At 48.1% G+C, this 11,363-nt stretch carries 11 protein-coding genes and 1 pseudogene; 4 read left to right on the top strand and 8 right to left on the bottom strand.

The annotated features are described in order from the left end of the window. The 6 genes from RWJ43_RS03970 to rfbC all read right to left on the bottom strand — a co-directional run. Nucleotides 1-1,124 (bottom strand): immunoglobulin-like domain-containing protein (locus RWJ43_RS03970; RefSeq protein ID WP_314008027.1); only part of this gene is annotated, 1,124 nt, incomplete at its 3' end. Between the two features lie 4 nt (nucleotides 1,125-1,128). Then, the gene (lgt, locus tag RWJ43_RS03965; protein WP_035427833.1) at nucleotides 1,129-1,944 is read right to left on the bottom strand and encodes a prolipoprotein diacylglyceryl transferase; all 816 of its coding nucleotides are present in this window, start codon (nucleotides 1,942-1,944) and stop codon (nucleotides 1,129-1,131) included. Nucleotides 1,945-1,965: 21 nt separating this feature from the next. Then, on the bottom strand, nucleotides 1,966-2,523 hold the full coding sequence (dcd, locus tag RWJ43_RS03960) for a dCTP deaminase (protein WP_314008030.1): 558 nt from the start codon (nucleotides 2,521-2,523) through the stop codon (nucleotides 1,966-1,968). A 231-nt stretch (nucleotides 2,524-2,754) separates the two neighbouring features. After that, on the bottom strand, nucleotides 2,755-2,991 hold the full coding sequence (locus RWJ43_RS03955) for a NifU family protein (RefSeq protein WP_035432351.1): 237 nt from the start codon (nucleotides 2,989-2,991) through the stop codon (nucleotides 2,755-2,757). Nucleotides 2,992-3,080: 89 nt separating this feature from the next. Further along, nucleotides 3,081-5,711, bottom strand: coding sequence for a U32 family peptidase (locus RWJ43_RS03950; RefSeq protein ID WP_314008023.1), 2,631 nt, complete (start codon nucleotides 5,709-5,711; stop codon nucleotides 3,081-3,083). A 25-nt stretch (nucleotides 5,712-5,736) separates the two neighbouring features. Continuing rightward, nucleotides 5,737-6,342, bottom strand: a complete 606-nt coding sequence (rfbC, locus tag RWJ43_RS03945) for a dTDP-4-dehydrorhamnose 3,5-epimerase (RefSeq protein ID WP_314008021.1) — start codon at nucleotides 6,340-6,342, stop codon at nucleotides 5,737-5,739. A gap of 116 nt (nucleotides 6,343-6,458) precedes the next feature. Here rfbC and RWJ43_RS03940 point away from each other — a divergent pair, with 116 nt between their 5' ends. Then, nucleotides 6,459-7,139: a glycosyltransferase family 2 protein gene (locus RWJ43_RS03940; RefSeq protein WP_396427222.1), complete on the top strand. Its 681-nt coding sequence runs from the start codon at nucleotides 6,459-6,461 to the stop codon at nucleotides 7,137-7,139. A 9-nt stretch (nucleotides 7,140-7,148) separates the two neighbouring features. Continuing rightward, on the top strand, nucleotides 7,149-7,535 hold the full coding sequence (locus RWJ43_RS03935) for a DUF2304 domain-containing protein (RefSeq protein WP_314008016.1): 387 nt from the start codon (nucleotides 7,149-7,151) through the stop codon (nucleotides 7,533-7,535). Between the two features lie 60 nt (nucleotides 7,536-7,595). On the opposite strand, the gene RWJ43_RS03930 is transcribed toward RWJ43_RS03935, so the two are convergent. Beyond that, on the bottom strand, nucleotides 7,596-8,846 hold the full coding sequence (locus tag RWJ43_RS03930; RefSeq protein ID WP_314008013.1) for a lipopolysaccharide biosynthesis protein: 1,251 nt from the start codon (nucleotides 8,844-8,846) through the stop codon (nucleotides 7,596-7,598). A gap of 2 nt (nucleotides 8,847-8,848) precedes the next feature. Further along, complete coding sequence (locus RWJ43_RS03925) at nucleotides 8,849-9,784, bottom strand: LicD family protein (RefSeq protein WP_314008010.1); 936 nt, start codon at nucleotides 9,782-9,784, stop codon at nucleotides 8,849-8,851. A gap of 63 nt (nucleotides 9,785-9,847) precedes the next feature. Here RWJ43_RS03925 and RWJ43_RS03920 point away from each other — a divergent pair, with 63 nt between their 5' ends. Together RWJ43_RS03920 and RWJ43_RS03915 are read left to right on the top strand one after the other, a co-directional pair. Continuing rightward, nucleotides 9,848-10,639: a glycosyltransferase gene (locus tag RWJ43_RS03920; protein WP_314008007.1), complete on the top strand. Its 792-nt coding sequence runs from the start codon at nucleotides 9,848-9,850 to the stop codon at nucleotides 10,637-10,639. 125 nt (nucleotides 10,640-10,764) lie between these two features. Then, a pseudogene (locus RWJ43_RS03915) lies at nucleotides 10,765-11,363 on the top strand (hypothetical protein); the annotation flags it as partial.

Genomic DNA, 11,363 nt, shown 5'->3' with positions numbered 1-11,363 from the left:
CCATCCAAACCAAAGTTCTTTGGCGTAGGCATCTGAAGATCGTCTGCGACTGCCTGAGAATCAATTGAGTGATTGGTATACACATCTTTAATGCTGGATGCCGAGAAACGCCTGTTAATGCGTCTTAACAGATTATTCTGAGCATCGGTAATGGCCGAAGAGTCACCTGGAACCGTTATGGTAAAAGTTTTCTGATAGCTTGTCTGCGGAGCGTCTGAGCTGCTCAAAGAAACGTTTGCAGTGAGTGTTACCTGCTTGTCACGAATACCGCGAGTAACTGTTGCCTTATAAGGCTCAGTACCATAACCATCAATACGAACAGTAGATGTATCTGAACTGGTCCAAGTAACCTTAGACCATGAAAGCTGGCTTCCATCAGCAGAAACAAGCTTATGTGGAAGGGTAAAGTCTGAAGTTACCGAAGACTCATTTTGTCCTGCAGCATATGATGGCGAAAGATTTTGAGATACGTCAGCAAGCTGTGCCTGAGATTTTGCCTCATCCCAAGGGATTAAAACATTGCAGGTATATTGAACGGTCTTTCCATCCTTAGAAAGTTCAAAGGTAACTTTTGCCTGACGAAGAATAAGAGTGCTTCTCTGATTAGTAAAGCCAGCGGCATCCATCCAGAAGTACTCAATAGAACCATTAGTTGCAAAATCAGTAGAAATACCTGCATGAGCATATGAAGCTGTTGAAGACATCTGAACAGAGGTCACTCTAACGTTAACCTCTCCAGCACCAATACGGCGCAGCTCTTCTGCAACCATAGTGTTGAGGTTAGTGTCTACACCATAACGAGGTTTTGGCTTATAGAAGGAATTGGTCAGTGTTTCTACTGCCTGGTCCAGTGTTTTGTGTGGATAGTCAGTCTCATTAGCGGTTGCAGCAACGCCAGGACCTGTCTCTTCAGAGGTTGTGACTGCGCTAGAAGTGGCGGCTACGGTACCAGAAACAGCTTCGGTACCAGAAGCGCTGTCATTAGCAGCAAGAGCAGTCTCCGTTGAGGAGGTTGCAGTAACAGTAGTAGTCAACTCCCCCGCTGCTTCTGCGAATGCAGGAGCTGGTAAGAGCGCAAGCACTAAAAGTATGGAGAAAAGGCTATTGAGCGCCTTTTTAAACATGCTTCTAATTCCTTCCAACTTGTGGTGAGTTTAGCCTTCTTGCCATAACAAGCACCACTATTCCAAGTACAACTAAAGGCAGACTGAGTAACTGTCCCATGGTAATAAAGCTGCCAAAGAGATAGCCAAGCTGCTCGTCAGGAACACGGACAAATTCCACGACAAACCTAAAAATGCCATAGAGCATCAAAAACGTTCCAATGAACGTTCCTTGTGGACGAGGAGGATACTTCCTAGAAAGGACGTACAAAATGACAAACATCACAAGACCCTCGAGAAGTGCTTCGTAGAGCTGAGAAGGGTGACGATAGACCGCTCCTCCCGTCTCAAACATAACTCCCCAAGGCAAATCTGTTGGCTTTCCCCAAAGCTCACCGTTAATGAAGTTTGCGCAGCGTCCAAAGAAAAGACCAAGTGGTGCGCCAATAACTCCCAGGTCACAGATGGTAGGGATAGAAAGACCCGATGCCTTACAGACAATAGAGCCGCCAACAACAGCGCCTACAAGGCCTCCATGGAAACTCATACCACCTTGGCTTAAGGCAAATGCATCAAGTGGATGAGCTACGTAATAGCCTGCACCGTAGAAAATAACGTAGAACAGACGGGCGCCCACAATAACGCCAAACGAGATGCCTACCATCAAATTAAGCACGTCATCAAGGGTAACGTTAAGTTTCCAGCGCTGAGCAGTTCTGTACATAACTACGCCAGCAAGCACAAAGCCCACGAGATATGCCAGACCATACCACCTGATAGATAGCGGACCCAGTGAAAGCGCTACTGGGTTTAATGAATGATAAAAAGCATCAAGCCACACAATACGTCCTACTTACTAAAACTACTTTGAAAGAACATGCGAAGGAGTTGCACCACGCTGGCCCTGATAATGGCTACCAAGATCTTCACAGCCATAAGGACGCTCAACAGGAGAACTCATGCGCTCAAAGGAAAGCTGACCAATCCTCATGCCAGGGTGCAAAATGATTGGAAGGTTAGCTACGTTAGAAAGCTCCAGTGTGAGTTCTCCGTCCCAGCCTGGATCAACATAGCCTGCAGTTGAGTGAATCATAAGGCCCAGGCGTCCCAGGGTGGACTTGCCTTCAAGCTTGCCAAGGATATCGTCAGGAATAGCAATACGCTCAAGAGTAGTACCAAGCGCAAACTGACCAGGATGAAGAACAAAAACTTCTCCCTCTGGAACATCAATTGACTCAGTAAGACCCTCTTGAGCTATAAGCGGATCAATTGAGGTATGCGTAGAATTGCGGAAGATTCTAAAATTTGAGCCAAGACATACGTCAACCGATGCAGGCTGCACGTTTTTCTCGCATAAAGGCTCAATAACGATACGACCAGCTGCAATCTCTGCTTTAATGTCGCGATCAGAAAGAACCACAACGTCCACCTTTCTTACGTCATACAAATGTATGGTCAGAAAAACTAATTATCCATTTATATAAAATATCACGCCCTACACAATAATGTGAGGAGCGTGATATATAAATTTTGTAATTACGCAGGTCAATTATGGTTCACCACAACTTCTCTGCATAAAAAACACGTTTATGCGCATGAAGCTCACAACCGATAAGCGCCAAACGTTCATTTTTTGACGCCGAGCGATAACTTACAGCATTGCAGGCTGAACGCGTTTTACACCAGGAACGTGCTCAATCAGGATGCGCTCAATACCCTCAGACATGTCGTATGCAGACATTGGGCAACCAGCGCAAGAACCAGTCATCTCAAGCGTTACGGTGCCGTCATCGCTTACATCAATAAGCTCAACGTCGCCGCCATCGGTCTGAAGGCTCTGGCGAATAACATCAAGGGTTGCATTCAAAAGGTCACGATTAATGGCCATGTTTGCTCCTATTCAAACTCTTCAAGCGCGGATGCGCCCATAACTTACAACATGGGTATCCTACCCAAAATTCCAAACTTATTTCTGCACTATCCAATTGGCGAGAAAAGATGTCCAACTGAGGCGTCTTTTAGACGTGCAGGCAATGATGCACCCGACGCTGTCGCCGCAATCGCCGCAGCTACGCGAGAGGTAGCCTCTCTTGTCTGCTCCGTGCTCAGAAGCGTTGCGTCCACCATAAAGCGCTTCACACCAGCAGAAAGCATCTCAGCCATCTCTGGCACGCCGTCAAAGAGCTTGGGGCTCCAAATCTTGGAGCGACCATGTCTATCAGTCCTTACGGGCATGTAATCGTTATCAATGCCTCTAAGCGTGTGCTCCTCAAGGCGCAGCTTGCAGGCGTCACAATCGTGGATGCACTTGCCCGTAGACATCAAAATACAGTGCTCAGTTGTCATGGTGCGAATACGGCCGCTGACCATATAGCCCACGGGGATCGAGGCGTTTCTCGCCAGGTGACAAATCTCCTGGAGAGTCAGCTCGGAGTTGAGCCAAACGCCTTCTGCACCCATGTCAGCCAGCGCCTGCAGGGCGTAGTCGTTATGGACCGGAATGCACTCGCGCACCTCAGGGATGGCTCCGTGCTCAACAGCCAGCGCCAGCTCAGAGATGTTGCCCACAGCAATCGGCTTACCTGCAGCAACGTAGGGATCCAGGCGCTTATGGTCAACCTCGCGACATACCTCATCAAGCCATGGAGTTACCTTGGCGAGAAGATCCTCTGGCCACGAAGTCTCTGCGAGCGCATCGGTAGTTGCATACAGACGATTTGCTCCCGCCTTGAGCGCAACACGTGCCTGCTCTGGAGTTTCAACCAGAACACACACCTCTGCCTGCGACGCATTTGCCTTTGCAGCCGCCTCATCAAAGGCAAAAAGCTTCTCCTTGTCTTGGGCTTCTCGCTCCTTTTGATAAGCAAGACGAGAAAGCGGAGCAATCTTCTGCTCGCGGTTCTGGTACTCCTCAAGAAGCGCCGCCTCCAGCTGCTCACATGCTGCGGCGCGGACCTTGTGGACAGCACTAAAGCTCATACCGCACATATCGTCCATCTGGACGTCAAAGCTTACGGCCTCAAACGGAGAGGTTCCCATGCGACCAACGTGCTCAATGAGCTCGTCAGAGGTTACCGCCTTAGTGCGAGCCTCCTCCACCACAAAGCCTTCAGCGGATGCGCTTGCAACGCCATCTGCCGTTGTAAGCACCACGATGAAGGGCTGGCCAATGCGGGCAATAATAGCCACGTCAACGGCACGTTTGCGAGGATACTCCAGTGAAGAAATCTGCTCTGCTGCTATGCGCGCTGCCTCGGAGCGAATTATGCGTACCGTAGATCCGGTCTGCATAACGCGAGAAGTGCGAACGGTAACTGTCTGACCAGGCTCAACGTCAACAGGACAAAGAGCGGTCAGGAACTTGTCAGGCTCATCGAGCGGCCTAATTTCAAGCAAATCATTCTTGCCAATGGGAGCGTGAGCAATAAGGTCAACGTCCGCCTGTTTGTAGCGGCGCAGCTTAACACGGCCACCATTCAGACCACTCTTGCGCTCAAGAGCATCCTCAAGTGGACGCCCTCCGGTAACCTCACCAACAATCTCGCCGCGGTTGTTGGAGCGCTCATAGCTCATCATCTCGTTGCCTGCGGTGCCATGCAGGTACGCGTTAGTCAGACCGCGGTTAAATGAGCGCTTGAGCAAGCGGTGGCGGCGTGCCACATCGGCTTGGTTGTCCACGCCCTTCTCGGCAGCGTCAATTGCCTGACGATACGAAGACACCACCGAGTACACGTACTCAGGCGCCTTCATGCGGCCTTCAATCTTAAGCGAGCCAACTCCCGCTTCAATCATGTCGGGCACGTCATCAATAGTGCAGTAATCCTTAGGGCAGAGCAGCCTGTCAATGCCACCCATCGAGACAACTTCATGCTTAGAGTTGAGCAGCTCATAGGGCAGACGGCACGGCTGAGCGCAGGCTCCGCGGTTAGCAGAGCGGTCTCCTCGCATAGACGACATGTGGCAGATGCCCGAATAGCAGAAGCACAAGGCGCCGTGGCCAAAACACTCCAGCTCAACGCCAAGCTTGGAAATAGTAGAAATCTCTTCTTTAGTGAGCTCTCTAGAGAGGGTGACGCGACCCACGCCAAGCTTTTTACAAGCAGCAACACCGCGCGTATCGTGGATGTTTGCCTGCGTCGATACGTGACATTCAATCTCTGGCCAGGTTTGTCTGACCTGAGCCATAAGACCCCAGTCCTGGATAATAAAGGCATCTGCGCCAAGAATCCACGCGCGACGAATCAAGCGCAAAACACGCTGCATTTCGTCCCACTTAACAACAACGTTCACGGTGACGTATACGCGAGCGCCAGCTAGATGAGCCTGTCTGCACGCACGCGCAAACGACTCGTCGTCAAAGTTGTCCGCACCGCGGCGGGCGTTGAAGTTGTTGCCCAAGCCGCAGTAAATAGCATCTGCACCACCAGCAAGAGCTGCGATAAATGGAGCAGGACCTCCCGCTGGGGCGAGAAGTTCCATCTGGGTTGCACGAGGGAGCGGCGAAGACGAAAGTTCTTTATCAGAAGCTTCCTCTGTCCACTCTGGCTCGTTCATGCGATTAAGCTCGTGAGCTGTAGATTCTCGCTCACGACGATTACGTTCGTTCATACTACCTAACTTGCCGCGTCGCTTACTACTTCTTAAGTGAAGAAAGTGCTGGATGAATCTTATCTTTGTCGGAAAGAATAACTTTTGCAGGATCTAAGGTTTTCTCGCCAAGAAACGCTGGCCACTCAACGCCAAGCTCTGGATCGTTCCACATAATGCCGCCCTCATCACCTGGGTGATAGATGTCGTCACACTTGTAGCAGAACTCTGCAGTCTCGGAGAGTACCAAGAAACCGTGGGCAAAGCCGCGAGGAACAAAGAACTGTCTGCGATTCTCCGCGGACAAAACAACGCCTTCCCACTGACCCCAGGTTGGACTTCCCTCTCGCAGGTCAACCGCAACGTCAAAAACAGTGCCGGAGATTACGCGCACAAGCTTTGCCTGCGGATGCTCAATCTGGAAGTGAAGGCCGCGAAGTACGCCCTGAACGGAATAAGACTGATTGTCCTGCACAAATGAAGCCTCAATGCCGCCGGCAACAAAGTTTTCTTCACGGTGGGTCTCCATAAAGCCACCACGAGCATCACCGTACAGCTTTACGTCCACAACCTTTACACCTTCAATCGAGGTGTCATAAAACGTAAAATTGCCCGATTGAGTAGGGTTTTTAAGCTCTTTTGGAAACTCCATAGCGTTCACCTTTCAATTTCTTTAGGTAATCTACTATATACGAGTCAAGATTAATACATCTTTTGAGCTATGATATTCATGCAGTTAACGTGTAATTTGCAATTCAAAGGATGCTTGTGAGAATTCTTGCAGTCGTTCCCGCTTACAACGAAGAAGCCTGCATTGCTTCAACTATTACAGAGTTGTGTCAGGTAGCTCCTCATGTTTATTACATCGTAATCAACGACGGCTCCGCTGACCGCACACTGGATATCTGTAAAGAGCGTGGATTTAACTACCTCAATTTACCTGTTAACGGAGGCCTTTCTGCAGGCTTTAGGGCTGGTATGCGCTACGCCAAAGAACATGGTTATGACGCTGTGGTGCAGTTTGACTCCGATGGTCAGCATAGACCTGAGTACATCGCTCCTATGGCCCAGGCAATGGTAAACGAGGGAGCAAACATTGTTATTGCTTCTCGTTTTGTTACCAAGGCTCGCGGAAACTCTCCTCGAGAGATTGGCTCCAAGCTGATTTCTTGGCTTATCAAGACAAGCACTGGTCAAACCATTACTGACCCTACCTCAGGCATGCGTATGTACGATCGTGGTCTTATTGAAACGTATGCGCGCTCGTTTGACTTCTCCCCCGAGCCAGACACTATCTCGCTACTGATGCGTCGAGGAGCTAAGGTTGTCGAGATTGAAACTGAGATGCGTGAGCGTCAAGGTGGCGAGTCCTATCTGAGCTTCTATAACTCAATTATGTATATGGCTCGCACGTGCCTCTCGCTTTTGCTCTTCCAGTGGTTTAGATAAGGTGACACCATGACTTTAGTTCTCAGAATTCTGCTGCTTATTGGTGCTCTTTTTGCCATGGGCATTGTCATCAATAGCGTTCGTAAATCAAAGATTCGCATCTCCGACTCTGTATATTGGGTTGTTTCCGCAGGAATCCTTGTTTTGTTTGCGCTTATCCCCCAGCTTGCATATTTCTTTGCTGGGCTTTTTGGCTTTATGAGCCCTGCAAACTTTGTCTTGCTGCTCGTTATTGTGATGATCTTGATTAGGCTCTTCCATCAGTCTTGTGCAATCTCCAAGCTCACCTATAAGGTTGAGCAGCTTTCAGCTGAGCTTGCCCTACGCGACAAAGATGCACGTGACGAGAAAAACCTTGATTTTGTAACTGATCTTAACCAGCGTACGCGCGTATAAACAACGCGTCGATCCTCTGGCAGCATGCTCATCTACCTGTGCTTTATTTAAAAAGTCCGCTTACGCAGCGGACTTTTTCTTTTGGCCTTTAAATCCCAAGAAGCAGAAAATGCCAAATACCAGAGCAAGAATTGCAAGCGAAGCATCATAAAGCATGCACGCTCCCATAATGCCAAAGCTGCCTACAAACCACCCTCCGGTAAGCGCAGCAAAACCTGCACCTGCAGCATAGCTGACAAACACCGCAACCTGCTTACGCATGGTTACTACGGCATAGTACAAAATAACTGTGAGCGCATTAAGCAAACCGCCAAAAAGCAGTATAAGCAACTCTAGTTTATACGGCTCAAAATCAAGACCATAGAGAAGTCCAAGAACTGGAGCGCCTAGCGGCCAAGCCAGCGCCATAGAAACAACAGTAGCTAAAGCAACTACGGCAAAACCCTTAAGAATCAGACCTACAAACTGCTTGTCTTGCTGATTATTCCAATATTCAGCCATCTGAGTAAGCAGCGGTTTAAAGACAAAGTTACTTAAAAGATTGATAACCATAGCGGGCATAGCAAGAGCGGTAAAGAAGGTAAGAAGTTCCTGATTACTCAGACCGCCCAACGCATAGCGAGGAGCACCAACAACGTACGTCAGCAAGAATGAGCCAGCAAACAAAGGAGCAGTAGTAACCAGCAGCTTTGTAATTTGCGTAAAGTCAAACGTAGGCTTAAGCGTTGCCATCTTCTTAGTAGGAGGAATGACAAGCGCAACCATAACTACCAGTGATGCAACAAAAGAAAGAGCAGCACCAACAAGCAAATTCTTTGTAAGAAGCACACCTACCGCAAAGCCAACAACGGTTGCAAGAACACGATAAAAGAATGCTCTACCAGCAATATCTAAGCGACCATGCTGCTGGAACATACCGTGGAAAACATCTTCTACAACGTCAAATAAACGAAGCGATGCAATAAGGGCATACAGCACTCCCTCGTAGCTCAATCCCTGGGACTGCAAAGTGAAGATAATGATTCCCGCAATCATCAAAGCGGTTGTGATGATTCGTGCCGCAAGGTACACACCAAACGAGAACACTTCTTCTGTGTCGGTGACCTGGTACGTTCTAATTTCAAAGTGACCAATAACCATAAGCTGCTGAGCCACAGCATACGCAAGCGAGAAAACACCACCGGCAGCAGCTCCCATGGTACGCGTGACCACCATCAACATAAGCACTGTTGAGGCGGCATTCATTAAAGAACCAAGCGTATTCCAGAAGTAGTTTTTCTTAAGCTGTTCAGCAGAAGTATCAATAGTCATAGTTAGCTTTTCTGACCAAAGTCTTCAAATGCCTGGCGGCTTCCTTTGGTAACATCAATGTCTTTCCACTTGCCAAAATCTAGTGCTCCAGGATGATGATTCTTTCTATCCTTTTCTGGAGGAAGCTGCATGTAATCTCCGTATCCCCTAGTCAAGAGCTTGTCGTATTCCTTAGGAAGCGTAGTAGTAATGTCCTCAAAAGGAACACGAACCATAGGAAATACATCCTCTTTATCCATAGACCAGTTCTCTGGATCAGGTTCAACAAAACTGGCGTAATGATTGGGTTTCTCGCCCTCTGCAGTACGTGCTGCCTGGTCCCACTTACGTTGAATATACGCAGATGAAACCCTAAAGAGCTTCAAGGTGTGGTGAATGACAAAACATCCCGCAAGGGCAACTTTCTTCTTCCAGCCAGTCAACGGCACGCGTGGAGTTGGAGTAACCAGAAGGAAGTTCAGACGACCCCAGAACCATGTCTGACGCTTAATCTTGGCAAGCTTCTTAGGATCTGCAGGAATCTTATCAAAGGGAAAAATGCCAATAGAAATAGCGTACGTAAAAGGGCAGGTCATAAACTCATCAGGAACACACACTGTTCCCTTTAAAGAAAGGTTTGTATTTACTGCGGGAAAGTAATTGTTCGTCCTGCCGTTTTGAATGCAAAAATCTGGTCGAAGAAGCGCAGGTGCTTTCTCCAAAAAAATCTCATAATCCTCGCGGAACATCGAGATATCTACGTCATCATCCCAAGGAATAAAGCCTTTGTGTCTCACAGCGCCAATGGCTGTTCCGCCGTACGCCTGATACGAAATGCCAAGTTCCGTGCAGACGCGGTCAAGCTCATCCATCAAAAGCGTAGAAAGAATCTGGATCTTTCTTAGCTCATCGGGGTTCTCGTATGTCTTATATCCGTCAGACTCCACAAAGGCTCCCATTCGCCATCGTCCGATAACATTCTTATAATACTAGACATCGGAGCTAATCGATTGGATGTAGCAATGTATACACCTCAGGATCACACGTTTGCTGTCTGCGCTTATGGCGAGAGTCCCTATCTAGAAGAATGCATTCTCTCGCTCAAGGAGCAAACACTGTCTACGAATATTCTTTTGGCTACTTCAACACCAAATGAACTGATTCAGTCTCTTTGCGAGAGGTATGACATTCAGATGTACGTCAATCCTGGACCGGGAGGTATTGCCGGCGACTGGAACTTTGCGGTAAGCGCTTGCACAACTCCTTTGGTAACCATTGCGCACCAGGATGACCTCTATAAGCCTTCCTATGCAGAGCATATGCTTGAACGCGTCAACAGTTCTTCTCGCCCGCTGATTTATTTCACCAATTACGGTGAGTTGCGTGACGGCGAGGAGGTTCTCGAGAATCGCCTGCTTAAGGTAAAGCGTCGTCTCTTGTACTCGCTCTCAAAGCCAGAAAATGCAGGCAAGTCATGGGCTAAACGTCGTGCACTTGAGCTGGGTTGCGCCATTTGCTGCCCAAGCACCACACTAATCCTTCCCAACCTTGAGACTCCTGTTTTCAAGGCTGGATTTGGTTCCAATTTAGACTGGGAAGCATGGGAAGCAATTAGTAAGCGTGAGGGTGATTTCTTGTACGACACCCGTGTTCTAATGCTCCATCGCATTCATGAAGACTCTGAAACTAGCCACCTTATTCACGATAACCGTCGTGAAAAAGAAGACCTTGAGATGCTCAAGAAGTTCTGGCCAACTCCTGTGGCCAAGCTCATTAACATGGCCTATAAGAGCGGCCAAAAAAGTAATGGCTAACGAAGATAGAATAAAGACAACAATATACAAGCAGTATTGGCATCTTATTGCGAGCTTCTTTTTGATAAAAAGATAAAATAAGTTCTGTTAAATCCATTCCACTTAAACAAGGGGTTTCGTTGACTATGACCACATCGTCAGCCAATAAAATTCTGTTCATCATCCATGGCTCACTCTACACGCTTGCGTTGACTTTGATTTGGTGGGCACTTCTGCCAGCAACAGCCCAGGCGTATGTTGATCCGTCAGTTATGACGTATACCATACAAGCACTAGCTGCAGTTGTAGTTGCACTCTCAGCTGTGCTCGGCGTTGCGTTTAGGCGTTCTCGCAAAGTACTGTTCCGTCTGCTTAAGATTGATGAGAACGCAAACAAAATTGTTGAAGGCACCGTTCACAAGGTTGATGCCAAAGGTGCAGAAGCTACAAACGCTCAGATGAAAGAAATCCTCGCAGCAGAAGCCATTCGCCTTAAAGAACAAAAAGAGGGAACCCTCAAGCCTAAGGGCCGCATTGGCGTTGCATTTCTTATTTCATTCTTCACGGTCTTTACTATCTTGGTGGTAGCACCTCTTGAGTTGGTAGCCAGCAACGCAAAGAATTTATCGTTTAGTCTTAATGACGTAGCAGGTCCTGTATTTTTAGCTGGTCTTTTACTAACGCTTATTTCTACTGCAGTGCTTTCATTACTTCGCAAACGCGTGTTTAACGTTGCAGTTGCACT

The sequence above is a fragment of the Lancefieldella parvula genome (assembly GCF_963530955.1).
GTDB lineage: Bacteria > Actinomycetota > Coriobacteriia > Coriobacteriales > Atopobiaceae > Lancefieldella > Lancefieldella parvula_A.
The sequence above is the reverse complement of the archived record's forward strand: the minus strand, read 5'-3'. Positions and strand labels throughout refer to the sequence as shown.

Coding starts and splice junctions, on each gene's coding strand:
- RWJ43_RS03950 (WP_314008023.1), bottom strand. CDS start 5,711: ATGAACGAACGTAATCGTCGTGAGCGAGAATCTACAGCTCACGAGCTT.
- RWJ43_RS03935 (WP_314008016.1), top strand. CDS start 7,149: ATGACTTTAGTTCTCAGAATTCTGCTGCTTATTGGTGCTCTTTTTGCC.
- RWJ43_RS03955 (WP_035432351.1), bottom strand. CDS start 2,991: ATGGCCATTAATCGTGACCTTTTGAATGCAACCCTTGATGTTATTCGC.
- rfbC (WP_314008021.1), bottom strand. CDS start 6,342: ATGGAGTTTCCAAAAGAGCTTAAAAACCCTACTCAATCGGGCAATTTT.
- RWJ43_RS03930 (WP_314008013.1), bottom strand. CDS start 8,846: ATGACTATTGATACTTCTGCTGAACAGCTTAAGAAAAACTACTTCTGG.
- RWJ43_RS03925 (WP_314008010.1), bottom strand. CDS start 9,784: ATGGGAGCCTTTGTGGAGTCTGACGGATATAAGACATACGAGAACCCC.
- RWJ43_RS03920 (WP_314008007.1), top strand. CDS start 9,848: ATGTATACACCTCAGGATCACACGTTTGCTGTCTGCGCTTATGGCGAG.